This is a genomic window from Labrys okinawensis (assembly GCF_002982075.1).
In the GTDB taxonomy this organism is placed as follows: Bacteria; Pseudomonadota; Alphaproteobacteria; order Rhizobiales; family Labraceae; genus Labrys; species Labrys okinawensis_A.
Window position 1 is genome coordinate 293694 of the sequence record NZ_PUEJ01000004.1, and the last position, 23054, is coordinate 316747.

The window sequence follows — 23054 nt, forward strand, 5'->3', positions numbered from 1 at the left end:
TTCAAGGTCCGAGAGGGTCCTCGACCTGATTGAGGCTGGATAGTGCAAGATACGGCCGGCGCCGTACTTAAGCTCTGCCAAATAGTTCTCAAAACTTCCAAATGAGCTATAGAGTGCCGCCCATGCAGGGATCGCGCTTTGCCTTTGGCCCGTTCGTGCTTGATACAGGCGCGGGAACGCTTCTTCGGGACGATGCGCCCGTTGCCGCCGGTTATCGGGGGTTGAAGCTGCTTGCCGCGTTGATCGAAAAGCCCGGTGAGGTTCTGGGCAAGGCCGCGCTGATGGACGCGGCATGGCCCGGCATGGCCGTCGAGGAAGGCAACCTTACCGTCCAGATCGCACAATTGCGCAAGCTCCTCGGCCCCGCCCCCGACGGCGAGTGGATCGCCACGGTCCCGCGCATCGGGTATCGCTTCGCCGGCGCCGTCGAAAAGCTCGGTCGCGAGCAGCGAAAGCCTCTGCCTTTGCCCGGCAAGCCGTCGATCGCCGTGCTGCCCTTCGTGAATGTCAGCAACGACCCCGAACAGGAATCCTTCGCCGATGGCCTGACCGAAGACCTGATCACCGATCTGTCGGGGATCTCGGGTCTGTTCGTCATCGCCCGCAACTCGGCCTTCGCCTACAAGGGCAAGGCGATGGACGTGCGCGGCATCGCGCAGGATCTCGGCGTGCGCTATCTGCTGGAGGGCAGCGCCAGGCGCGCCGCCGGACGCGTTCGCATCAATGCGCAACTGGTCGACGCGGTGAGCGGCGACCATCTGTGGGCCGAGCGCTTCGACCGCAGCCTGGACGACATCTTTGCCGTCCAGGACGAGGTCACCGGCAAGATCGTGGAAGCGCTGCTCGGCCGGCTGCGCACCCCGCCGCCCCGCACTCCGCCCCGGAATCGCGAGGCCTACGAGCTGTGCCTGCGCGCGCGCAGGCTGATGGATGATTCGCCGCAGGCGGCGCAGGAAGCCCATCTGATGCTCACACGCGCGGTTTCGCTCGCCCCCGACTACGCCGAGCCTTATCGCTGGCTTGCCATGAACCACTGGATGGGATGGGTGCATTCGGGCGGGCCGAGCGAAGCCTCCCGCAACACTGCCCTGGAGCTGGCGCGCAAGGCGGTCGCACTCGATCCCGGCGATGCCGGCTGCCGCTGGGTCCTGGCTTATCTGCTGGCCTATGACCGCAGCTTCGCCGAATCGGACGCGCAATTCGCCAAGGCGATCGAACTCGATCCGAATGAGGCCGACATCTGGGCGACTTTATCCGACATCTCGGTCCTGGCCGGCCGGGTCGAGGAAGGGCTCGAGCAGATCCGCAAGGCGTTTCGGCTGAACCCGTTTCCGGCAAGCTGGTACTATCTGACACTGGGCCAGGCACAATACGCGGCCGGCAATTACGAGGCCGCCGTCGAGACGCTGCGCAGGGACGAGACCTACCGTACCAGCTCACGCCGTTTCCTGGCAGCAAGCCTGGCTCAACTGGGCCGGCTCGACGAAGCCCGCGCCGAGGTCGATTTGTTCCTCGTCGGCAATCCGGATTTCACCCTGCGCCACTGGGCCGAGATGGAACCCTTCCGCGACGCCGCCACGCTTCGGCATTTCCTCGATGGCTGCCGCAAGGCAGGCCTTCCGGAGTGAAGGGCGGCGATTCGAGGAAAGCGCGGCCTCAGTCCTCGAAGCGCCCCTTGGCGTCACGGTCATGCTCATATCGTTTGGTGAGCGGAAATGGCGGCAGCCATGATTCGCGACGCACGGTCCAGCTTTCATAGGTCGGCATCAGCTGGTCGGGAGCATCGAGTGTGCCCAGATGCACTTCGATTTCATCTCCACTGCGGGCGAAAACGGACGAGCCGCAGCGGGGACAGAAAAAGCGTCCGGCATAGTCGCGTGTCTCGCCGTCGATCGTCACCGCCTCCTGCGGGAACACGGCGGCTGCATAGAAGAGCGCCCCATGATGCTTGCGGCAATCAAGGCAGTGACATAGGCCAACCCGATATGGGCGCCCCGATGCCACGAGCCGGATATCGCCGCATAGGCAGCCGCCAGTGAATCGGTCCATGCCGCGCCTCCTCTGCATTCGAGCGATCAGATGGTTAAACGAACCGGCCCCTCATTGCCACGGCCTTCGGGAGCGGGTCCGCAGCCGAATCACGCCTTTGCCGAGCTTCCTACGATGATGCGTTCTGCCCGGCCGAAAAAGGCGACCGGCTTTTCCGGCGGATGCGTCGGGCAGGTCGAATTCCGACTGCCTAAAATGCAATCGCGCCGCCGCTGCACTCGCCGATATTCGGCTCGGCGGAGATCGTTCGGCGGTATTCCAATGCTACTTTCCTTCGGCAATACCGAGCTCTGGCGGCATGGCGAGAGGGCGGGAACGCCCCATCGCAGCCTCTGCAGCGCTGCGCATGCGTCGCACGAGGACAGGAAAAACTTTCCACTTCAGCGTCGTTACAAAGTTGTCATGTAGCATTGTGCTGATCAAGCAGACTGTAGAAAACTACCACCCTGCAATCTGGACAAAAAAAGACGGCCGGGACGAACCCGGCCGTAGCTTGGACAAAGTCCAAAAGTCACCATCCAGAGGGGAACGTCAGATGCTCCAGGTCGCCACCGGGAGGATGATGGCCCGAACGTCTGACAAGGCTGAGAGTATATTTGCTAGCCCCCTGCTGCAATGCATTCTTTCACATGCCGGCCCTGCGTGCTGCGCATAGATGCAATTGCTGTCGAAACGCGCATCTCGTCGCCCAATCCTTGATCAGGCCGGTGCACAACGCGTCCTTGCTGCAAAAACAGGCAAACATGTGCTCGACCTAGCCTGGAAGCAACGCCACTGAGGAAAACGCACCGGTTCTGATCCGGTTCCGGAAGCCGCGGGGTAATCGGCAAGGGGCTTGATCCCGGGTCATGCCCGGCAATGACAAAGGCAGCCAAGCGCCCGGGGCTCAGTGAGCCGCATCCGACCCGCAGCGTCAGACCCGTTGTCGGAGTCGGATCTGATCCAGGCATTGTGGCCGCGTCGTTTTCCCGAAAACCGACGGCCACTTTTCAACGCGCCCTATAGCGTTTTGCGATTGGACGCCGTCACCCAGAATCGCAAAGACGCGTCGGAACAATGAGCTGGAGCAAATAAGCGTTCACGCTTGAACGCGCTTTGCTCTAGAAGGCCCAGCGCTGGGCCTTGCTGACCAGGAAGTCCCTGAGAACCTGGATGCGGGCCAGGTTCTTCATCTCCTCGGGGTAAACGAAATAGGTCTCGAGCTGCGGCATTTCCGCGTCCGGCAGCACCTGGACCAGGGTCGACTCACGCCCGACGAGGTAATCGGGCAGCACGGCGAGGCCGACGCCCCTCTCCACTGCCGTCTTGACGCCGCCGAGATTGTTGACTTCGAACACAGGCTCACGAGGATCCTTGGGATCGCGCCCGACGGTGTTCAGCCAATTGATCGCCTGCAGGAAGCTGCCGGCCGTACCGCCGAAGCTGATGATGCGATGGCGGTCGATCTCCTCGATGCTGCGCGGCTGTCCGAAACGCTTGATATATTCGGGCGCGGCATAAGCGTGGAAATGCACGGTGAACAACCGGCGCTGAATGAGATCCCCCTGCTCGGGCTGGCGCATGCGCAACGCGACATCGGCTTCGCGCATGCCCAGATCGAGCTCCTGCTCGGTCAGCAGGAGTTTGAGTCGCATATCGGGATAAAGATCGAGAAACTCGCCGATGCGCGGCGTCAGCCAATAGGTGCCGAGGCCCACCGTCGTGGTCAGGCGCAATTCCCCATTCGGCTTTTCCCGGCTGTCGCTGAGGGCGCCCATCGCCGCTTCCAGCTTGAGCATGACATCCTGGGTGGTGCGGAACAGCATCTCACCCTGTTCGGTCAGGATCAGCCCGCGTGCATGACGATGGAACAGCGGCGTGCGCAGGTCCCCCTCGAGGGCGGAGACCTGCCGGCTGACCGCCGACTGCGACAATCCGAGCACGTCGCCCGCATGCGTGAAGCTACCGGCCTCCGCAGCCGCGTGAAAGACCTTGAGCTTATCCCAATCCATGAAGCACCCAGTTCAGCCCCGCTCCAGATTCTGCGCTCCGACCCTTGCTTTGCTTCGGTTCAACGTCGGCCAAGTTCAACGTCGTATTGGCGACGCGCGAAGATCTGATTTGCGCAGAGTATATGATGATTGCCTAGAAGTTTGAAACGGGTGGCAAATTTAGGGCGGAAATCGATTTATTCCGCAGCTTCCCTGTGGACTTCCTCAGCTGCCAGCCATTTCTCCGCCTCGAGCGCCGCCATGCAGCCCATGCCGGCGGCAGTGACGGCCTGGCGATAGACGTCGTCGGCGACGTCGCCGGCGGCATAGACGCCCGGTACGCTGGTCGCCGTCGTGCCCGCGACGGTCTGAATATAGCCGCCATTCTTGAAGGTAAGCTGACCAGCGAAGAGTTCGGAGGCCGGCTTGTGGCCGATGGCGATGAAGACGCCGTCGGTGTCATGCTTGGTCACGACGCCGGTTTCGACATTGCGCAGATTGACATGGGTGACACCCAGCGGGATCTCGTTGCCGCCAATCTCGTCGAGCACGCTGTTCCAGACCACTTCGATATTGGGATGCTTGAACAGGCGGTCCTGCAGGATCTTTTCCGCCCGGAAATGATCGCGCCGATGCACGACCGTCACCTTGGCCGCAATATTGGCGAGGTAAAGCGCCTCTTCCACGGCCGTATTGCCGCCACCGACCACGGTGACGTTGCGGTTGCGGAAAAAGAAGCCGTCGCAGGTCGCGCAGGCTGAGACGCCGAAACCCCGGAATTTCTCTTCCGACGGCATCTCCAACCATTTGGCCTGGGCACCGGTGGCGATGATCAGGGCATCCGCGAGATAGATGTCGCCCGTATCCCCCTCCAGGCGGAAGGGGCGCTGCGACAGATCGACCTTGGCGATATGATCGGACACCAGGCCCGTGCCCATATGCTCGGCCTGCTTGCGCATCTCCTCCATCAGCCAGGGGCCCTGGATCACCGAGGAGAAGCCGGGATAGTTCTCGACATCGGTGGTGATGGTGAGCTGCCCGCCGGGCTGGATGCCGGAGATCAGCAGGGGCGACAAATTGGCGCGCGCTGCATAGATTGCCGCGGTATAGCCCGCCGGGCCCGAGCCGAGGATGATGAGCTTGGAGTGACGGGTAGCCATGCCGAGGTTCCAATCAGGATGCCGCCCGAAGGCGTGCGAGGATTTCTTGAGCAATCAAAGGGGTTGAATCTAGGGGTTCATAGGGGTGGTTTTCAAGATGCCCGTCGAACTTCACCACAGCCCCGTGCGCGATCAGGCCGTCGATGAGGCGCATGATCTTGGCCGGCACGCCCTTGGGCAGGTAGACATGGATGGTCTTGCCCGTCGCCGCCGCCTCGCTGAGCATATTGGCTGAATCGGCGGTCACCACGAAAGCATCCGCCAGCGCCAGCATCTGCGCATAGGGATTGGCGCCCTCGCCGTTCCAGATCCAGGCCGGCTTGCCCTCCAGGGCCCGCGTGATGGCCTGCGCCATTGCGGGCGGCGTCCGGCGCGACGGGGTGACCATCAGCCCGGCGCCGCTATTGGCCAGACGCGACAGTGCCGAGACGAAGCCGTCGACGTCATCGGCGGCGAAGGCGACATCCTTGGAGGGGCCGCCCGCCAGCACGGCGACACGCGGTTGCGGCAGGGCGATGAGTTCGGCACGGGCATCCGCGCGCGCCGCCGCCAGCACGGCCGGCGTCTGCCGGTGCGGCGAGGTCAGCGTCGCCAGCACGTTGGCGCCGCGCAGGCGGTCATGCGCCGGCACCCAGATGAAATCCGCTGCCTTGGGTCCGGTGCGAGGATCCTTGAGAAACACGGTAAGCGTGGCAGGCGAGCGTCGTTTCAACCAGGACAGATAGCTCACGGCGCGGCGGCCCGAGGCGATCGCCAGGTCGGGCCAGGGCGGGAGCAGGTTGCGCAGGTCGGCCGGATCTGGCGGGCCCCAGGGCATGGCGAGGGCATAGAGACGCCGCGGCGACACCTTGTGTTCCACGATGCTGCCGCCGGTCTGCGCCAGCACCGCCTCGGCGACGCCGAGGCACTGCAGGGCATCGCCCGCCTTGCCGTCCGTGAGGGTCCAAATCAGAGCCATGAGGGCGCTCTTAACATGTCCTTCCCGAGGCGCGCCATCGCGGTTCAAATCAAGGGTGAATTTTTGCCCGGAAACCCTGTTGAGACTAGCCCCGCAGAGCGCTGGCAACAAGGCTAAGTACCTGAGTTTATCGGGGCTTTTCCACCAATCATATTGAGAACACAATTGACCTTATAACCCGGCGCATCCCCAACTATTGAGAGCTTGACTGAATGACGTCTAAAACGACGAACGCTACATTTTTTGCCGCAGCAATTACTCTACTAACGATGACGGGAACTAGCTATGCTGACTCCGTCGGTGTGGCCTCCTACTACGGCAAGGAATTTAGCGGTCGCCGCACTGCCAATGGCGAACGTTTCAACCCGGGCGGCCTGACTGCCGCGCATCGCTCCCTGCCCTTCGGAACCAAGCTGCAGGTGACGAACCTGCGCAACGGCAAGAAGGTGGTGGTGCGCATCACCGACCGGGGGCCTTTCGCCAAGGGCCGTGTCCTCGATCTCTCCTATGGCGCCGCCCGCGCCGTCGGCATGGTGTCTTCGGGCACCGCCAAGGTGAAGATGGAGCGCCTCGCCGCCCGTTGAGCGAGGCAATGAAGAGAAGACGAGCGAATTGGGGCGGCCTCCGGGCTGCCCTTTTTCTTTGCACCTACCGGCCGTCGGAGCCCGCCGTGGCGCCTTCTCATTCCACGCTTTGGTTCAATTTGGTGAAGATGCGGATCAGTTCCTCGATATCGCCGGAGGAAAGGGCGGCGACTTCGCGCGGCGTGCGGTAATGCTCTTCCATCAACTCCTTGCGGGTCACCTCGCCCTTTCCGGTGAGCCGTACCAGCTTCACCCGGCGGTCATCCGGCGCAGCGGAACGCTCGGCAAGGCCCGCCCGCTCCAGCCGATCGACCAGCCACGTCGCCGTCGAGGGGTCGGCCCCCCATTGTCGCGCAAGCGCGCCGATCGGACGCGCCTCTTCCCGATCCAGCGTGAACAGAACCCGTGAATCGTTAGGGGTCAGGCCGCGACTCCGCAGGCTCTCCAGGCGTTGTGGCGAAGATCGCATCAGGAAATCGAATATCAGCCGCCATGCAGCGGAAGCGGAGTCAGGACTGCGATCCGGCGGCATCATGCGGGCATCCTTGGGAGGCAGGGAAGTTCGCCCCATAAAAATATTTGACTAATAAAATATTTTAGTCAATCAAAATAATAGCGAAGGGAGACGACAGCCATGGAAACGCCCCTGCAAACCAGACCTTCCGTGCTCATCGTCGGTGGCGGCCTCCCCGGCCCGACGGCGGCCGCACTGCTGGCCGAAGCCCGGCCTGACGCCCTGCATCGTCCTGGCCCGGGCACGACCGGAAATGCGGAGCGGGTATCATGACCGCACGGATCGCACGCTTGCTCGCCCCTGAGACCGCGCTCTTTGCCTGTGCTTCCATGGCGCATGCCGGCCTCTTGCCGTTTGGAGAGCCTCATTCGAGAGCCGCGACTGCGGAGGCGATCATTGCCGTCATCTTGGCGCTGGGTCTCGCCACCAGCCTTGTCCGGCCACCCCTGGCGCGGTTCGCGGCTCTCGCTGCGCAGGGTCTTGCTCTTCTGGGGACGCTGGTCGGCGCCGTCACGATCGCCATCGGCATCGGACCGCAGACGGTTGGCGACAAGATATTCCATATCGTGCTGGTGGCCGTTCTGGTGTTCGGCCTGTGGCGCGCCGCCGGAATCCGGCAGCGCTGAAGGACTTTGTCATCGGCAGGATATTCGGCTGCAGCCTGGCGCCTGCCCCTAATGGCGGGCGCTCGCACGCAGGCCGCCACAAGCGCGCTTTTCGTCGCTTCTCGCCTCTTGCGCAAAAGCATGGCATCGGCCGCGCACATCGCCTTAAGGTCGGCAAAGCGCTCGGGAGAGCCCACGCCTAGCGTCGGGTGGGGTGAAATCCTCAGGTGGCGACGAAGAAAACGGGGGATTTTTTGCCAAGAAGTCACCCCACCCCGGCCTTTCGGGCCGACCCTCCCCATCAAGGGGAGGGTAGTCGCGCTTGGCGTTAACCGGAAACGATCGCCCTGTTTGAGTACTCAGCATCTTCGAAACTTGGGATCACTCATGCATCTTATTTGCAGCTTTGCCCAATATGGCAGATCTATTCGGTTAAGATTGCTTGCAATTTCTGGCCCTACTGGTATTAGTAAACACTAACGGAAACCTTTGGAAAGTTATAAGCATAACCAACCCGACGCACCTTTATTGCAGCGTCAAGACGGAATCTCTTCATCAAACTATCTCATGGAACAAATATGTGGCCGTTCCGTCGTAAGACTATGCTCGATCCGGAGATGATGACCTGGATGTTCGGTCAGGCGGAATGGCTGCTTACCGCTCACGCCCATCGCAGAGCTTTCGCCACGGCGCAGCTCCTGCCGCTGTCCGAACGGCTCTTTCCGGCCGCTGGCCAAGCGGGACACGCGCTTGCTCGGGACACATTCGCCAGGATTCGCAGATTCGCCGGTGTCGCCGACCACCCCATGACTTTGGCGCCGCTCGGATCGAGCGGACGCTACAGCGATAGCCGGGTTCAGCAGCAGATGACGGCGGCGGGCCTATATCAGGCAGGCGAGCATGGCGTTACCATCCATTACGATACGGCCCTACTAAGCAACCAGGCCGATCTCGTGGCGGTGCTGGCGCATGAGGTCGCCCACGCTGTGCTCGATCTCGGGGCGCGGCGCCCCGCTCCGGGGGATGAAGCCTTCGAGGAAATGCGCACCGATTTCACCGCCGTTTTTCTCGGCTTCGGTTTCTATCTTATGCAGTTTCGCGCGGACACACGCGTGCCTACCCCTGAAATCGCCCATGCCTGGAAGGACTACTACGCTTATTACATGAACCTGCCGGAGCTTTGTTTTGCCACGGCCTTGTTCTGTGCCGTGCGAGGCATCGACAAACGCAAGATCTTGCCGGGAGCGCCCGGCGCAGGTGCCTCGATGCTTAAGCGTTGTTTCCAGGATCTCGAAAGGCAATCCGACTGGATCGAGGCCTTGCATGCCATGGCCGCCGAAGCGGGCGGTCGATCGGCACAAACGGCCTGACCCGGCAAGAACACCCGAGCCGATAGAAAAAGCCCGCCCCTTTTTAGGAGCGGGCCGCATAGTCTTGCCTGTTCCGAACGATCAGACCAGCGTGTTGCAGAAGCGCTGGATGCGACGGCCGGCCTCCTCCAGCGCCTCGGTCGAGGTCGCGTAGGAGATGCGGAAATTCGGGCCGAGGCCGAAGGCCGAGCCATGCACCACCGCCACGCCTTCGGCCTGCAGCAGTTCGGAGACGAAATCCTCGTCCGTCTCGATCACCTTGCCGCTCGGCGCCTTCTTGCCGATCGTGCCCGCGCAGGAGGGATAGACGTAGAAGGCGCCTTCCGGCGTCGGGCACTGGATGCCCTTGGCCTGGTTGAGCATGCCCACGATCAGGTCGCGGCGGCCCTCGAAGATCTTTCGGCGCTCGGGGATGAAGTCCTGTGTGCCGTTGAGCGCTTCCACCGCCGCCCACTGGGCAATGGTGCAGGCGCCTGAGGTCTGCTGGCCCTGGATCATGTCCATCGCCTTGATCAACTTCTCCGGGCCGGCGGCATAGCCGATGCGCCAGCCGGTCATCGAATAGGCCTTGGAGACACCGTTGATGGTGAGCGTGCGGTCATAAAGCCTGGGCTCGACCTGGGCCGGCGAGTAATAGACGAAATCGCCATAGACGAGATGTTCGTACATGTCGTCGGTCATTACCCAGACATGGGGATGACGCAGCAGCACGTCGGTGAGTGCCTTCAGTTCGTCGTGGCTATAGGCGGCCCCGGACGGATTGGAGGGCGAGTTGAAGATGAACCACTTGGTCTTCGGCGTGATCGCCTTCTCCAAGGCCTCGGGCGACAGTTTGAAATTGGTGGCCAGCGTCGTCTCGGCGAAGACCGGCGTGCCGCCGCACAGCGCCACCATCTCCGGATAGGACACCCAATAGGGCGTGGGGATGACGACCTCGTCGCCGGCATTGAGCGTCGCCATCAGGCCATTGAACAGGATCTGCTTGCCGCCGGTGCCGACAATGGTCTGCGAGGGCTTGTAGTCGAGCCCGTTCTCGCGCTTGAACTTGGCGGCGATGGCTTCGCGCAGCTGCGGGATGCCGGAGACCGGCGGATACTTCGTCTCGCCGCGCATGATGGCGTCGACCGCGGCCTTCTTGATGTTGTCAGGCGTATCCATGTCGGGCTCGCCCGCGCCAAGGCCGATGATGTCGCGTCCCGCCGCTTTGAGTTCGCGCGCTTTCTGGCTCACCGCGATGGTCGCGGAAGGCTTGATGCGCGAGAGGGCGTCGGCGAGAAAAGCCATGGCTGGAAACTCCTGTAAGCCGTGGGAAATGCGGTTGAAGCGGAACATGGCGGCGGCCCGGATGGGGGGCCCCCTGCCCGCCCCGGAGGGCGCGCCTCTGCTTAGGCGCCGCCCGGTCTGCATTCAAGCGCAAAGATTACGCCCAATGCACAACTTGCCGGAGAGGTCGCGTGAGCTCATTGCTTGGCGATATCGACACAACAATGCCGCGAAACTTCCTCACCGCCGCCTGAGAACGTGCAAAAGCCCGCCGTGATCGGCGGCGATGCTTTGATCGTAGCCGATGCGCTTCACGGTCACGCGAGTTTCCGGTGGCGTGATGCGCAGCCCGAAGTATCTGAGTTGAGTGCCGCGTGCGTTTTTGCACTTCGTCCCGCCGGGCGAAGTTCTAGACGGAAGGACGTTAGAGGTTTTCGAGCGTTTCGAGGAGATCACGATGGCCGTCAATCAGGCAACCGCACGCATGTTCAAGGCCGATACCCGCGCCATGCGCGTTTCGGCGGCTGAAGCGGAACGTCAACTCACCTTGGCGCTCTGGCTTGTCGGACTTCTCGCGACTGCAACAGTAGTAACAGCGACCATTGGGTTCTTCGCCTAGTCCCCCCGCAAGCGAATTGAACGGGTCGCTCAACGCGCCGGATGGTCCCCCCGCCATCCGGCGCATTTTTTTGGTACAGTCGTTCACGCCATTCTTGGCGCTTTCCGCTGCCCCCCTGGCGAGGCTATCTCAGCGCCGATCATTCTGAGACGAAGTCAGCCATGTCCCGAACCATTTTGCCCCGAACCATTTTCCTGGCCGGCGCAGCCGGTGCCATTGGAGCCCCCCTCACCCGCCTCCTCCTTCGCGCCGGCCACCGTGTCGTCGGCACCACGCGCACGCCTGCCAGGGCCGAAGCCCTGCGCAAGCTGGGCGTCGAGCCGGTGGTGGTCGATGTCTTCGAGCGCGACGCGCTGATCGCTGCGGTAACGGCCGCCAGACCTGAAATTGTCATCCACCAGCTCACCGATCTGCCCCCTGCCCTCGATCCGGCCCGCATGCCCGACTTCGTGCCGCGCAATGCTCGTATCCGGCGGGAAGGAACCGCCAACCTAGTCGCGGCCGCTCTCGCCGCCGGAGCCCGCCGGATCATTGCCCAGAGCATTGCCTGGGTCTACGCGCCGGGGCCGCTGCCGCACGCCGAAACTGATCCCCTCGACCACGGCGCCGAGGGCCCCGGTGCCGTCAGCGTGCAGGGGGTGATCGCGCTGGAAGACGCCGTGCTCCAGGCTCCCATCGAAGGCGTGATCCTGCGTTACGGCTATCTCTATGGTCCCGCCACCGGCAGCGACGCTCCCCGTCGGCCGATGTCCGTGCATGTCGATGCCGCGGCACAGGCAGCGCTGCTCGCGATCGATCACGGCCGGCCAGGCGCCTACAATGTCGCGGAGGCAAGCGCCGAGCTCTCCACCACCAGAGCTTTGGACGAGCTCGGCTGGCGGGCCGATTTCCGTCTCGTGGCCTGAGCAGAGCATGGTTTGCCGGGTGGCACAGGCTTTGGCGACCGTGGCAGCGCATGTCACTTTTCCCTTGCCACGGCCTGCAATCGGCGCGACGGTTCCTGTCAGCCGCCCAAAAGAGCGGCGGCCAGAACAGGAGGGACGCGACAATGACGCAGAACACTCCAAACGGCAGACGATCCAGCGGGCCGCGCTGCATCGCCCTGGTCGGCCCGTTCCAAAGCGGCAAGACGACCCTTCTGGAAGCCATCCTCGCACGCATGGGCGCCCTGCAGCGCCAGGGCACCGTGGCGGCCGGCTCCACCATCGGTGACGCCAGCGCCGAGGCGCGTGCCCACGCCATGAGCGTGGAGGCCAATATCGCCTCCGTGGATTTCATGGGCGAGACCTATACTTTCATCGATTGCCCCGGCTCGATCGAATTCCTGGCCGAGATGCGCCCCGTGCTGCCGGCGGTCGACGCCGCCGTGGTGGTTTGCGAGGCCGACGAGAAGAAGGTTCCGGCCCTCCAGCTGATCCTGCGTGAACTCGAAGACCAGAAGATTCCGCGCTTTCTCTTCCTCAACAAGATCGACAATGCGCACCAGAGCGTGCGCGAAGCCCTGCCGCTGCTGCAGCCGGCCTCCCGGCTGCCGCTGCTGCTGCGCCAGATCCCGATCTGGAAGAACGGCGTTGCCGTCGGCTATGTCGACCTCGCGCTCGAGCGCGCCTTCATCTACCAGGAGCATGCCGCCTCGCAGGTGGTCGAGATTCCGCCCGACGAGCGCGACGAAAGCAAGGATGCGCGCTATTCGATGCTGGAACGCCTGTCGGATCACGACGACGCGCTGATGGAACAGCTCCTCGAGGAGGTCGAGCCGCCCCGCGACCGGGTGTTCGACGACCTCGCCCATGAGCTGCGCGACGGCCTGGCCGTGCCGGTGCTGATGGGCTCGGCGGCCAACGGCAACGGCATGCTGCGCCTGATGAAGGCTTTGCGCCACGAGGCGCCCTGCATCAAGGAAACCGCCAGCCGCCTGGGCGTGACGCCCGGCTCGGAGCCTGTCGGTTATGTGATGAAGACCTTCCATACCGCCCATGCCGGCAAGCTTTCGCTCACCCGCGTGCTGAGCGGCGCCTTCCAGGAAGGCATGACGGTGACGACGTCCTCCGGCGAGACCGGCCGCATCGCCGGCTGTGCCCGCCTGCTGGGCCAGACCACCCAGAAGACGACGCAGGCCCAGGCCGGCGATACCGTCGCGTTCGGCAAGGTCGATGCCGCCCACACCGGCGACATGCTCGCCGTCGGCAAGGCCGTGCCCCGGCCGGCCGAGATCGAGGCGCCCCAGCCGGTGATGTCGCTGGCCGTCCGGGCCCGCGACCGCAAGGACGACGTCAAGCTCTCGGCCGCCCTGCAGCGCCTGACCGATGAGGATCGGGCGCTCGCCATGGAACAGAATGCCGAACTCGGCGATACCATCCTGCGGGGCCAGGGGGAGATGCATCTGCGCGTGGCGGTGGAGAAGCTCGCCTCGAAATTCGGCGTCGCCGTCGATTCCAGCCAGCCGCAGATCGGCTATCGCGAGACCATCCGCAAGCCGGTGACGGGCGTGCGCGGGCGCCACAAGAAGCAGTCCGGCGGGCATGGCCAGTTCGGCGACGTGGTGATCGACGTCGCCCCCCTGCCGCGCGGCGAGGGCTTCGCCTTCATCGACAAGATCACCGGCGGCGTGGTGCCGCGCAACTACATTCCCTCCGTCGAGGAGGGCGTGAAGCAATATCTCAAGCGGGGCCCGCTCGGCTTCCCGGTGGTGGATGTCGGCGTGTCGCTGACGGACGGCTCCTACCACACGGTGGATTCCTCCGACATGGCCTTCCAGACCGCGGCGCGCATCGGGATGAGCGAGGCCATGCCGCAATGCAGTCCCGTGCTGCTGGAGCCGGTGCTGGCGGTCGAGATCTCGGTGCCCTCGGATGCCACGGCCAAGGCCAACGCCATCGTCTCCTCCCGGCGTGGCCAGATCCTCGGCTTCGACGCCCGCGAGGGCTGGGAAGGCTGGGATGTGGTGCAGGCCTTGATCCCGGAGGCGGAGATCACCGATTTGATCATCGAGCTGCGCTCGGCAACGGCGGGCGTCGGCACCTTCCGGTCTCGGTTCGACCATCTGGCCGAACTGTCCGGGCGGCAGGCCGACACCATCGTGGCGTCGAGGCAGGCGGCACAGTAGGGTCCCGGGGGAAATTTGCCCACCGCCTCCAATGGCGCTAAAGAGCGGCGATGCCGACCATCGAAATTGCCGCCTTCTATCATTTTGCCCCGCTGCCCGGCTTCGCGGAGCTCCGCGAGCCGCTGGCCAAGCTCGCCTGTTCGCTCGGCATCAAGGGCATCATCCTGCTGGCGCATGAGGGCATCAACGGCACGGTGGCCGGCACGCCAGAGGCGATGGCGGTCTTCCATCCACGCCTGCGCGCGATCACCGGCCTCGATGCCATCGAGCACAAGACCTCCTTTGCCGAGGAGATGCCCTTCCTGCGCATGAAGGTCCGGCTGAAGGAAGAGATCGTCACCATCGGCGACAAGAGCGTCGACCCGCTGGAACGGGTCGGCACCTATGTCGAGCCCAGGGACTGGAACGCCCTGATTTCCGATCCGGACGTGCTGGTCATCGACACGCGCAACGATTTCGAGGTGCGCATCGGCAGCTTCAAGGGCGCGCTCGATCCGAAGACCGAGAGCTTCGGCGACTTCCCCGCTTATGTCAGGGACAATCTCGATCCCGCCAGGCACAAAAAGGTGGCGATGTTCTGCACCGGGGGCATACGCTGCGAGAAGGCGACCAGCCTGATGCTGCGCGAGGGCTTCGAGGAGGTCTATCACCTCAAGGGCGGGGTACTGCGCTATCTGGAGGAGATCCCGCCGGCCGAGAGCCTGTGGGAGGGCGCCTGCTTCGTCTTCGACAAGCGCGTCGCCGTCGGCCATGGCCTGAAAGTCGAGGATTTCACGCTCTGCCACGGCTGCCTGTCGCCCCTTTCGGCAACGGACCGGCAATCGCCGGACTATGAGGAGGGCGTGAGCTGCCCCTATTGCGCCGCCACCCTCACCGAGACGCAGAAAGCCTCCTCGCGCGAGCGCCATCGCCAGGAGACGCTCGCCCGCCGGCGCGGCCATGCCCATCTCGGCCCGCGCCTTGCCACGGCGGTCGAAGAAAGCTGAAAAGCACCGTCGTGCCAATGAGATGACGGTGCCTCATGCGCCGGTTCGGGATGGCAGTCACCCCACCCCGATGCTTCGCATCGCCCCTCTCCCTCCAGGGGAGGGTAAAGAGAAAACTCTGTGTGCAATTGCGAGAAGACCATGTCTGACAAAGCCCTCGTCCTGTTCTCGGCCGGTCAGGATTCCACCACCTGCCTCGCCTGGGCGCTCGAGCGTTTCGACAGCGTGGAGACGGTGGGCTTCGACTATGGCCAGCGCCATGGCGTGGAGCTGGCCATGCGTCCGGTGGTTCTAGCCGCCCTGCGCGAAGCCTTTCCGGCCTGGGCGGGGCGCCTGGGGGAGGACCATCTCGTCGACCTCGGCATACTTGGCCGCATCAGCGAAACCTCCCTGACCCGCGACGTCGAGATCACCATGCAGGAGAATGGCCTGCCCAACAGCTTCGTGCCCGGGCGCAACCTGCTCTTCCTGACCTTCGCCGCCACCCTCGCCTATCGGCGCGGCGCCCGCCATCTCGTCACCGGCGTGTGCGAGACCGATTTCTCCGGCTATCCCGATTGCCGCGACGACACCATGAAGGCCATGCAGCTGGCGCTCAATCTCGGCATGGAGAGCCGTTTCGTCATCCACACGCCGCTGATGTGGATCGACAAGGCGCAGACCTGGGCGCTGGCACGGGAGCTCGGCGGCGAGCTTCTGGTGGATCTCGTCCGCGAACACACCCACACCTGCTACAATGGCGATCGCAGCCACCGGCACGACTGGGGTTATGGCTGCGGCACCTGCCCCGCCTGCGAGCTGAGGTCCAGCGGCTACCGGCGCTTCGTGGCCGAGAGCGCTTCTTGATGCGAGCATCCGGGCGGCCGCAGGCGCAAGGATAAGGGTTGGGCAAGATGATTGACCCGCGCGTCATTGCGAGCGCAGCGAAGCAATCCATGAGCCACGGACACCGCGTTTTCCATCTCTGGATTGCTTCGCTGCGCTCGCAATGACGGTGCTTGATCGGTCAAGCAATCAATATCGTTGGTATGACGCCGCGTTCTCGACCTCATCGTATCGCCTGCGGCCAGCCGCCCGCCCTCATTTGCTGCCGGGCGGGACCTGGAAATAGCTGCCGTCGGCGGAGCCGTTCATGCCGCAATAGCCCACCCTGCGCTCGGTCGCACCGGCCGGAAACACCGTCTCGGCCTTGAGGCTGGCGCCCTCGCGGGTCAGCTTGAGGGTCGACGTTTCGTCCTCCTGCCTGACCTCGAGCACGCCGCCGGCCTCCCGCCCGCTGCCGGAGACCTCGCAAACCCAGCGTCCCATCACCGGCTCGACGACAGTGCCCGAAACGCTCAGGCTGCCGTCCGCCTTGGCCTCGATCTCGAGTCCGCCGGCGACGTTGCGCCAATTGCCGGCAAAGCCGCCCGCGGGCTTGACGCGGACGCCCTCGAGAAAGCCCGAGCGTTCCGCCAGGCGCTCCTTCAGGGTGCGAAAGGCGCCGTCCCCCTCCTTGCCGGCGCCCGCCTCGTCGCGGGCACCGACGAACCAGCGCTGATCGGCGGCAAGCGCCGCGGCGGCCCGGGGGTCGAGGGCCTTGCGCAAGCGATCATAGGCCGCGGCGATCGCCGCGTCGGCCTTCGACAAAACGGGACTGGCGCAGATCGCCTTCTCCACCTCGCTCGCGGCTTTGCGGCAGTCGAAGGAGGGCTTGCCGGCCGCCAAAGCGATGGCGGGCAGGAGGCAGGCAACGGCAAGGCCGGCCAGGTTGCGTGCGATCATGGCTGCTTCCCGGTCTCGATGAGGGAGAACAGATCCTTCTCGATATCGCCGTCCTCGCTGCGCGGCTTGACGCCGCCGACCGGGCGGTAATGGCCATTGTCATAGACCAGCTTGAACCCTGCCGGCTTGCCGGGCCGCTTATCGGCGCGACACTCGCCGGCAACCGTCTTCCAGGTTTCGCGGGTGAGGCTCTGCTCCACCGCGAGGTCGCGATAGCCCGCCCCGGCCTTCGGACCGAGCTTGACGGTGCGCGTCAGCGTGGTGGATTCGCCCTCGCACTCGCCGTTGTTCTCGCCATTGCTCCGCTCGACGATCAGCCCGTCCAGCACGCGCTCGATGCGCCCCTTGTCGAAGACATACATCCACAACGCCTGCTCGCCATAGGGATTGAGGCGCGAACTGCCGGATTGCGAGGTGCGCAGGCCGAAGGCGCGCAGCCCGTCGCCGACGTCGTAGCGGGCGGTATCGAGGCTCATCGAGCCGAACCGGATGGCGTCCGAGAACGCCATGCCCTTCTCCAGCCGCCGCGCGACGGGCTTGCCGGTGGCGACATCGGCGATGATGATCTCGACATCGCCCTTGTTCTCGCCCTCGGTCGGCGGCTCGGCCTCGATCAGCGGCACCGCCGCCAGCATCAGCTCGGGGCGGTAGGGCCAGGCCTTGCAGACCACATCGTCGGGATTGATCGCGCGATCATAGGCACCGCCCTTGACCAGCAGGCCGTTGTCGCTTTGCTGCGCGTCGGGATAGGCCTGCTTCAGCAGGGCGTCGGTGATGTCGCAATCGGCCAGGGCCTTGCCCGGCAGCATCAGGGCCAGGACAGCGGCGCCGAGGGCAAGCTGAAGCTTCATGTCGCGGTGATTCCATTCCAGGGACGCTCCGATATCTAGCACGAGCCGGAGCCGGGACAATCTCCTGCACCGTTTGGTCCGCGGCCACAGTTTCGACGGATACAGGGGACTCGCCGCCGGCGATTGCCTGGCCGTCGCGGCCCCGATAGGTTCGGCCCATGCCTCTCGACACCGATAGCCTGCGGGCCTTGCTGAGCCGCCGTTTCGACACCCTCTATGCCACCGACGACCGGGGACGCCTGCTGCATAGCAATGAGTGGGATTCCCGTCCGGCGCCCCGCTTCCATCTCATGCGCACGCCGGCCGGGCCGCTGTTTCGCTGCCGCGCCGACATGCCGGATGCCCTGGTCGCCCGCCTCGGCGAGCTCTGCCGCGACGAGATGCTAGGCGAGGTGCCGCAGCAACCGCCGGCCCGGCAGCAGGCCTATCTCGACCTGCTCGGCCACCAGGCACCGGTGACGCAGATCTGGTCCGGACCGGTCTACCGGGCAGATGCCGCCCTGCCGCCGCCGCGATCGCTCGTCGCCATCCATGAGGGCAACGCCGAATTGCTGCGGCCGCTCTTTCCCGACTGGCTGCCGGACGTGCCGCACCGGCGGCCCTTCCTGGCTGTCGTCGAGGGCGATCGCGCCGTGGCGCTCTGCGCCAGCGTGCGCATCTCCGACGCGGTGCATTGCGTCGGGGTCGAGACCCATGCCGACTACCGCCGCCTGGGCCATGCCGCCGCGGTCGTCGCCGGATGGGCACAGGCCGTGCGGGTGCTCGGGGCCGTGCCCTTCTACAGCACGTCCTGGGACAACCAGGCCTCGCGCGCCGTCGCCGCCCGCCTCGGCCTGCCCCTGGTCGCCACGGACTTCCATGTCAGCTGAGGTGGCGGGAAGCCCGGCTATTGCCGGCGATGGCGGCAGTTGCACCAACGGCATAGATGCTCGCCCGATCAAGCACCGTCATTGCGAGCGTAGCGAAGCAATCCAGTGCCGGGAAACGTGGCCATGGCTCCTGGATTGCTTCGCCATGCCAATCCTGCGGATTGGCAGAGCTCGCAATGACGCACGGGTCAAACATCGCGGCCGTTGGTATTACTGCCCCTCGCCCAGGGCCGAAGCCCAGTCCTTTCTGACCTGGCCGATGCGCGCCGCATAGGCGCGCTCGATGCAGGCAGCGTCGATGCAGATGTCGCGCACCGTCTCGCGCCAGCGGGTCTGGTCCTTGCCGAAGGGGTCGCTGGCTGCGCCGGTCTCGCCGTCGACGCCGCGCGTCTCGCCCTCGATGGCCTGGTAGAGCCGGTTCATCTCGTCATCGAGGCGGGAGAGTTTCGGATGGGCGCAGATCAGCTTCTCGACGATCGTATGCGCCTTGCGGCAGTCGAAGCCGGCGGCCTGGGCCGGGCCTTGCCAGGCGAGGACAGCGAGGGCCGTGGCGACAATCATGACAAGACTTGCAGGACGGATCATCCGGAACTCCCAAGGCGACGAACACCCCTCGCTAGCACAATGGCAGCCGCCTCGTCGTGCCGCGGGAAACTCAGCCACCCTGCTGACAGGACGTTGTCAGCAAGTTTCCGACGACAGCCCTTCCCCCGGCGCGTGACTCACCCCATTATCTCAGCATGTCCGATACGCCCAAATCCCCCTCCCCGAGCAAGACGCCTGCTCCGAAGAAACTCCGCACGCCCAAATCCAAGGCGGCGCGACCCGCCCTGCCCTCGCTCGACGAGCATTTGAAGGCGCTGCTCAATCCCGGCCTGCTCAAGGAGGCCAAAAGCAGCTTGCGCGACGACGAGAAGCCGGGCTTCGGCGAAGGCCCGCAGGCCGGCTTCGACACCGGCGCCGTCACCGGCCTCGACCCCGAGCTTGCCGCCAAATTGGGCGTGCCCTCCGCCGGTGGGGGCGCCGAGATGGAAGGCCGCGCGGTCAAGCGCAAGACGGCCGACAAGAAGGCGCGCGCCAAGGAGGGCGGCGAGCTCGATCCGGACGGGCTCGACAGGCTCGGCGGTTCGGCCGGCACCATCAAGGCGCTCTCCGAACTGCTGGAGGGCGGCGACCCGCGCATGGTCGGCAAGCCGGTGTGGACGCCGCACCGCCCCTCGCGGCCCGACAAGAGCGAGGGCGGCATCCGCCTGGAACTCGTCTCGGAATACCAGCCGGCCGGCGACCAGCCCACCGCCATCGCCGAGCTGGTCGAGGGCCTGCAGAGCCATGAGCGCGATCAGGTGCTGCTCGGCGTCACCGGCTCGGGCAAGACCTTCACCATGGCGCAGGTGATCGCCCGCACCCAGCGCCCCGCCCTGATCCTGGCGCCGAACAAGACGCTGGCGGCCCAGCTCTATGGCGAGTTCAAGTCGTTCTTCCCCAACAACGCGGTGGAATACTTCGTCTCCTATTACGACTACTACCAGCCCGAGGCCTATGTGCCGCGCACGGACACCTATATCGAGAAAGAGTCCTCCATCAACGAGCAGATCGACCGCATGCGCCACTCGGCCACGCGCGCGCTGCTGGAGCGCGACGACGTCATCATCGTCGCCTCGGTCTCCTGCATCTACGGTATCGGCTCGGTGGAAACCTACACCGCCATGACATTCTCGATGAGCGTGGGCGAGCGCGTCGAGCAGAAGCAGCTGATCGCCGACCTCGTCGCCCTGCAATATAAGCGCATCAATGCCGATTTCGCCCGCGGCACCTTCCGGGTGCGCGGCGACACCATCGAGCTGTTCCCGGCCCACTATGAGGACCGCGCCTGGCGCATCAACCTGTTCGGCGACGAGATCGAGAGCATCGCCGAGTTCGATCCGCTCACCGGCCAGAAGATCCAGGACCTGCAATTCGTCAAGGTCTACGCCAATTCGCACTATGTCACGCCGCGCCCCACGCTGAACCAGGCGATCAAGGGCATCAAGGACGAGCTCAAGACCCGGCTGCAGCAGCTCTACACCGGCGGCCGCCTGCTGGAGGCCCAGCGCCTCGACCAGCGCACCACCTTCGACCTGGAGATGATGGAGGCCACCGGCTCCTGCGCCGGCATCGAAAACTATTCGCGCTGGCTGACGGGACGCCAGCCCGGCGAGCCGCCGCCGACGCTGTTCGAATATCTGCCCGACAATGCCATCGTCTTCACCGACGAGAGCCATGTCACCGTGCCGCAGATCGGCGCCATGTATAAAGGCGACTTCCGGCGCAAGGCGACCCTGGCCGAATATGGCTTCCGCCTGCCCTCCTGCCTCGACAACCGCCCATTGCGCTTCGAGGAATGGGACGCCATGCGCCCGCAGACCGTGCATGTCTCGGCCACCCCCGGCAAATGGGAGCTGGAGCATACCGGCGGCGTCTTCGCCGAGCAGGTCATCCGCCCCACTGGACTGATCGATCCAGTATGCGAGATCCGCCCGGCCCGCACCCAGGTCGACGACCTCCTCGGCGAGGTGCAGGAAGTCGCGCGCAAGGGCTATCGTAGCCTCGTCACCGTGCTGACCAAGCGCATGGCCGAGGACCTCACCGAATATATGCACGACCACGGCGTGCGCGTGCGCTACATGCATTCGGACATCGACACCATCGAGCGCATCGAGATCATCCGCGACCTGCGCCTCGGCGCCTTCGACGTGCTGGTCGGCATCAACCTCTTGCGCGAGGGCCTCGACATTCCCGAATGCGCCCTGGTCGCCATCCTCGACGCCGACAAGGAAGGTTTCCTGAGGTCGGAAACCTCGCTGGTGCAGACCATCGGCCGCGCCGCCCGCAATGTCGACGGCCGCGTGCTGCTCTATGCCGACAACATGACCGGCTCGCTGGAGCGCGCCATCGCCGAGACCAACCGCCGCCGCGAGAAGCAGATGGCCTGGAACCAGGCCAACGGCATCACGCCGGAGAGCGTCAAGCGCTCGATCGCCGACATCACCAATTCGGTCTATGAGCGCGACCGCGTCACCGTCGACAAGGGCCTGGCCGACAATGTCGCCACCGTCGGCCATAATTTCGAGGCCGTCACCGCCGACCTCGAAAAGCGCATGCGCGACGCCGCCGCCGACCTCCGCTTCGAGGAAGCCGCCAGGCTGCGCGACGAACTCAAGCGCCTGCGCGAGACCGAAATGGCCGTGGCCGACGACGGCTCGGCCCGCCAGGTCAACGTGCGCGAGAAGGCCGGCGCCTATAAGGGCCCGAAAGCCTATGGCGACGCGGCGAACCTGCCGAAGACGCGGGCGGCCAAGCCGGGGCTGGACAGCATGGGCCCGGGCACGGATCGCGAGGTGCCGCTGGGGGCGGAGGCGCGGAAGAAGGGTGGTGGCAAGCCTGGGCGGGGGTGGAAGAGGTGAGCAATTTTGTCGAAACCAGACACCGGCTATGAGCAATGAGCAATGACCGACGACTTCGAGCAAAAGTATGAAGAACGCAAACGGCAAAGGCTGCGCAACGCGAAACAAGCTGACCTGGAACGGAAGAATCCGAAATATGCCTGGATGATTGAGCAAACCCACTACAGGATGCGCGTAGACTCTCCCCTTGAGTCAGGAGCTCGCAAAGGCACTATCGTTTATAGATGTGCCCATTTTGACTATGGATGTACGCGAGCAGACGAGCGCAGCACTGGAAAACCTCACATGAATGTGAGCGCCAATTCAAACGGAGATTATCCATGCTTTGTAGTCGCTTATGACGACTTGGAGCCGGCTGACTGATGGATGCGGTAGGCCTCAATTAGTAAACTGTCCCGGTAATTCCAAGCTGCAAACCCGACCAAGGATCATAGCCGACACGCGCCACTGTACCCTCCTGCTGTCTTAAAATTAGTACGAATACACAGACTTAATGCACTACTGCCACGTGCCCAAGATAATCCCTAAAAGAAAAGTGTCGATAGACGTATCAGGACCTTGAAGGGTTTTAGGCCAGTCCCCATAATATTGCCCGTCCATGGTTGCCATGGTGTCAGACGTGAAGCTGGACCTGTCCATGCGGATCGCGCGCCACGGGGACCTCGCCAAGGTGGCATTTGCTGCCGAGGTGTCTGTCGTCGCGGCTCAGCCGTGCGCAGTGGATGGGCCGAGCCTGACCGTTGCTCTGGAAGCTGTGAACACACCGTCATACGACGGCCATACGGCAGCAGACAAGCATCTGAAACGGCGGTGGAGCCGAGGGCGGAAAGCGCTTGACTTTGCCAAAAACCCGATAGGGTAGAAAGTGCAAAGATGCGTGGAACTGCACCTAAAAACCGGCTCTCCCGAGCTGGCTTTCCGGCTTGTGCCTAGCCGCATTAGC

Annotated in this window: 21 protein-coding genes; 12 read left to right on the top strand and 9 right to left on the bottom strand. The window is 64.3% G+C overall.

From position 1 onward, the window contains the following. The first annotated feature begins 122 nt into the window (after positions 1–122). Entirely contained in the window at positions 123–1628 is a 1506-nt protein-coding gene (locus C5L14_RS11665; protein WP_105862219.1) for a winged helix-turn-helix domain-containing tetratricopeptide repeat protein, read from the top strand. A 28-nt stretch (positions 1629–1656) separates the two neighbouring features. Here C5L14_RS11665 and C5L14_RS11670 read toward each other — a convergent pair whose 3' ends face one another. The 4 genes from C5L14_RS11670 to C5L14_RS11685 form a co-directional block, all read right to left on the bottom strand. After that, positions 1657–2049 carry a GFA family protein gene (locus tag C5L14_RS11670; protein ID WP_105862220.1) on the bottom strand — a complete coding sequence of 131 codons (393 nt, stop codon included), beginning with the start codon at positions 2047–2049 and terminating at the stop codon, positions 1657–1659. A 1100-nt stretch (positions 2050–3149) separates the two neighbouring features. Beyond that, on the bottom strand, positions 3150–4040 hold the full coding sequence (locus C5L14_RS11675; RefSeq protein ID WP_068291406.1) for a LysR family transcriptional regulator: 891 nt from the start codon (positions 4038–4040) through the stop codon (positions 3150–3152). Between the two features lie 176 nt (positions 4041–4216). Then, entirely contained in the window at positions 4217–5179 is a 963-nt protein-coding gene (gene trxB, locus C5L14_RS11680) for a thioredoxin-disulfide reductase (protein ID WP_105862221.1), read from the bottom strand. Positions 5180–5192: 13 nt separating this feature from the next. After that, a complete protein-coding gene (locus C5L14_RS11685; RefSeq protein WP_105862222.1) occupies positions 5193–6137 on the bottom strand; it encodes a mitochondrial fission ELM1 family protein in 945 nt (314 codons plus the stop codon). A 212-nt stretch (positions 6138–6349) separates the two neighbouring features. Here C5L14_RS11685 and C5L14_RS11690 point away from each other — a divergent pair, with 212 nt between their 5' ends. Next, a complete protein-coding gene (locus C5L14_RS11690; RefSeq protein ID WP_082979910.1) occupies positions 6350–6721 on the top strand; it encodes a septal ring lytic transglycosylase RlpA family protein in 372 nt (123 codons plus the stop codon). 97 nt (positions 6722–6818) lie between these two features. Here C5L14_RS11690 and C5L14_RS11695 read toward each other — a convergent pair whose 3' ends face one another. Continuing rightward, entirely contained in the window at positions 6819–7256 is a 438-nt protein-coding gene (locus tag C5L14_RS11695) for a MarR family winged helix-turn-helix transcriptional regulator (RefSeq protein WP_245443353.1), read from the bottom strand. 248 nt (positions 7257–7504) lie between these two features. On the opposite strand from C5L14_RS11695, the gene C5L14_RS11700 reads away from it, so the two are divergent. Together C5L14_RS11700 and C5L14_RS11705 are read left to right on the top strand one after the other, a co-directional pair. Further along, entirely contained in the window at positions 7505–7861 is a 357-nt protein-coding gene (locus C5L14_RS11700) for a hypothetical protein (protein ID WP_105862223.1), read from the top strand. A gap of 596 nt (positions 7862–8457) precedes the next feature. Further along, positions 8458–9210, top strand: coding sequence for a hypothetical protein (locus C5L14_RS11705; RefSeq protein WP_146126888.1), 753 nt, complete (start codon positions 8458–8460; stop codon positions 9208–9210). Between the two features lie 81 nt (positions 9211–9291). Here C5L14_RS11705 and C5L14_RS11710 read toward each other — a convergent pair whose 3' ends face one another. Next, on the bottom strand, positions 9292–10494 hold the full coding sequence (locus C5L14_RS11710) for a pyridoxal phosphate-dependent aminotransferase (RefSeq protein ID WP_105862225.1): 1203 nt from the start codon (positions 10492–10494) through the stop codon (positions 9292–9294). 436 nt (positions 10495–10930) lie between these two features. Between C5L14_RS11710 and C5L14_RS30330 the strand changes: the two genes are divergently transcribed. From C5L14_RS30330 to queC, 5 genes are all read left to right on the top strand, one after another. Then, positions 10931–11092 (top strand): hypothetical protein, encoded by a 162-nt coding sequence (locus C5L14_RS30330; RefSeq protein ID WP_181161133.1) that lies wholly within the window; start codon positions 10931–10933, stop codon positions 11090–11092. Positions 11093–11253: 161 nt separating this feature from the next. Further along, on the top strand, positions 11254–11997 hold the full coding sequence (locus C5L14_RS11720) for an NAD-dependent epimerase/dehydratase family protein (RefSeq protein ID WP_210203230.1): 744 nt from the start codon (positions 11254–11256) through the stop codon (positions 11995–11997). Positions 11998–12140: 143 nt separating this feature from the next. Beyond that, positions 12141–14198 carry an elongation factor G gene (locus C5L14_RS11725; protein WP_105862227.1) on the top strand — a complete coding sequence of 686 codons (2058 nt, stop codon included), beginning with the start codon at positions 12141–12143 and terminating at the stop codon, positions 14196–14198. A gap of 50 nt (positions 14199–14248) precedes the next feature. Further along, positions 14249–15184: a rhodanese-related sulfurtransferase gene (locus C5L14_RS11730; RefSeq protein WP_105862228.1), complete on the top strand. Its 936-nt coding sequence runs from the start codon at positions 14249–14251 to the stop codon at positions 15182–15184. Between the two features lie 141 nt (positions 15185–15325). After that, positions 15326–16030 carry a 7-cyano-7-deazaguanine synthase QueC gene (gene queC / locus C5L14_RS11735; RefSeq protein ID WP_105862229.1) on the top strand — a complete coding sequence of 235 codons (705 nt, stop codon included), beginning with the start codon at positions 15326–15328 and terminating at the stop codon, positions 16028–16030. Between the two features lie 234 nt (positions 16031–16264). Here the strand turns inward: queC and C5L14_RS11740 are convergent, their stop codons facing one another. Both C5L14_RS11740 and C5L14_RS11745 read right to left on the bottom strand, forming a co-directional pair. Continuing rightward, a complete protein-coding gene (locus C5L14_RS11740) occupies positions 16265–16948 on the bottom strand; it encodes a lysozyme inhibitor LprI family protein (RefSeq protein ID WP_105862230.1) in 684 nt (227 codons plus the stop codon). After that, complete coding sequence (locus tag C5L14_RS11745; RefSeq protein ID WP_105862231.1) at positions 16945–17799, bottom strand: hypothetical protein; 855 nt, start codon at positions 17797–17799, stop codon at positions 16945–16947. The genes C5L14_RS11740 and C5L14_RS11745 overlap by 4 nt, the downstream gene beginning before the upstream one ends. A 158-nt stretch (positions 17800–17957) precedes the next feature. On the opposite strand from C5L14_RS11745, the gene C5L14_RS11750 reads away from it, so the two are divergent. Continuing rightward, the gene (locus C5L14_RS11750) at positions 17958–18668 is read left to right on the top strand and encodes a GNAT family N-acetyltransferase (protein ID WP_105862232.1); all 711 of its coding nucleotides are present in this window, start codon (positions 17958–17960) and stop codon (positions 18666–18668) included. A gap of 210 nt (positions 18669–18878) precedes the next feature. On the opposite strand, the gene C5L14_RS11755 is transcribed toward C5L14_RS11750, so the two are convergent. After that, positions 18879–19253, bottom strand: coding sequence for a lysozyme inhibitor LprI family protein (locus C5L14_RS11755; RefSeq protein WP_146126889.1), 375 nt, complete (start codon positions 19251–19253; stop codon positions 18879–18881). A 155-nt stretch (positions 19254–19408) separates the two neighbouring features. Here C5L14_RS11755 and uvrB point away from each other — a divergent pair, with 155 nt between their 5' ends. Together uvrB and C5L14_RS29970 are read left to right on the top strand one after the other, a co-directional pair. Beyond that, on the top strand, positions 19409–22111 hold the full coding sequence (uvrB, locus tag C5L14_RS11760) for an excinuclease ABC subunit UvrB (protein ID WP_105862234.1): 2703 nt from the start codon (positions 19409–19411) through the stop codon (positions 22109–22111). A gap of 42 nt (positions 22112–22153) precedes the next feature. Then, positions 22154–22474 carry a hypothetical protein gene (locus C5L14_RS29970; protein WP_146126890.1) on the top strand — a complete coding sequence of 107 codons (321 nt, stop codon included), beginning with the start codon at positions 22154–22156 and terminating at the stop codon, positions 22472–22474. The last annotated feature ends 580 nt before the right edge of the window (positions 22475–23054 follow it).

Excerpts from the sequence above, each read along its gene's own strand:
- C5L14_RS11665 (WP_105862219.1), top strand. The coding sequence starts at position 123 with ATGCAGGGATCGCGCTTTGCCTTTGGCCCGTTCGTGCTTGATACAGGC.
- C5L14_RS11670 (WP_105862220.1), bottom strand. The coding sequence starts at position 2,049 with ATGGACCGATTCACTGGCGGCTGCCTATGCGGCGATATCCGGCTCGTG.
- C5L14_RS11675 (WP_068291406.1), bottom strand. The coding sequence starts at position 4,040 with ATGGATTGGGATAAGCTCAAGGTCTTTCACGCGGCTGCGGAGGCCGGT.
- trxB (WP_105862221.1), bottom strand. The coding sequence starts at position 5,179 with ATGGCTACCCGTCACTCCAAGCTCATCATCCTCGGCTCGGGCCCGGCG.
- C5L14_RS11685 (WP_105862222.1), bottom strand. The coding sequence starts at position 6,137 with ATGGCTCTGATTTGGACCCTCACGGACGGCAAGGCGGGCGATGCCCTG.
- C5L14_RS11690 (WP_082979910.1), top strand. The coding sequence starts at position 6,350 with ATGACGTCTAAAACGACGAACGCTACATTTTTTGCCGCAGCAATTACT.
- C5L14_RS11695 (WP_245443353.1), bottom strand. The coding sequence starts at position 7,256 with ATGATGCCGCCGGATCGCAGTCCTGACTCCGCTTCCGCTGCATGGCGG.
- C5L14_RS11700 (WP_105862223.1), top strand. The coding sequence starts at position 7,505 with ATGACCGCACGGATCGCACGCTTGCTCGCCCCTGAGACCGCGCTCTTT.
- C5L14_RS11705 (WP_146126888.1), top strand. The coding sequence starts at position 8,458 with ATGATGACCTGGATGTTCGGTCAGGCGGAATGGCTGCTTACCGCTCAC.
- C5L14_RS11710 (WP_105862225.1), bottom strand. The coding sequence starts at position 10,494 with ATGGCTTTTCTCGCCGACGCCCTCTCGCGCATCAAGCCTTCCGCGACC.
- C5L14_RS30330 (WP_181161133.1), top strand. The coding sequence starts at position 10,931 with ATGGCCGTCAATCAGGCAACCGCACGCATGTTCAAGGCCGATACCCGC.
- C5L14_RS11720 (WP_210203230.1), top strand. The coding sequence starts at position 11,254 with ATGTCCCGAACCATTTTGCCCCGAACCATTTTCCTGGCCGGCGCAGCC.
- C5L14_RS11725 (WP_105862227.1), top strand. The coding sequence starts at position 12,141 with ATGACGCAGAACACTCCAAACGGCAGACGATCCAGCGGGCCGCGCTGC.
- C5L14_RS11730 (WP_105862228.1), top strand. The coding sequence starts at position 14,249 with ATGCCGACCATCGAAATTGCCGCCTTCTATCATTTTGCCCCGCTGCCC.
- queC (WP_105862229.1), top strand. The coding sequence starts at position 15,326 with ATGTCTGACAAAGCCCTCGTCCTGTTCTCGGCCGGTCAGGATTCCACC.
- C5L14_RS11740 (WP_105862230.1), bottom strand. The coding sequence starts at position 16,948 with ATGATCGCACGCAACCTGGCCGGCCTTGCCGTTGCCTGCCTCCTGCCC.
- C5L14_RS11745 (WP_105862231.1), bottom strand. The coding sequence starts at position 17,799 with ATGAAGCTTCAGCTTGCCCTCGGCGCCGCTGTCCTGGCCCTGATGCTG.
- C5L14_RS11750 (WP_105862232.1), top strand. The coding sequence starts at position 17,958 with ATGCCTCTCGACACCGATAGCCTGCGGGCCTTGCTGAGCCGCCGTTTC.
- C5L14_RS11755 (WP_146126889.1), bottom strand. The coding sequence starts at position 19,253 with ATGATCCGTCCTGCAAGTCTTGTCATGATTGTCGCCACGGCCCTCGCT.
- uvrB (WP_105862234.1), top strand. The coding sequence starts at position 19,409 with ATGTCCGATACGCCCAAATCCCCCTCCCCGAGCAAGACGCCTGCTCCG.
- C5L14_RS29970 (WP_146126890.1), top strand. The coding sequence starts at position 22,154 with ATGACCGACGACTTCGAGCAAAAGTATGAAGAACGCAAACGGCAAAGG.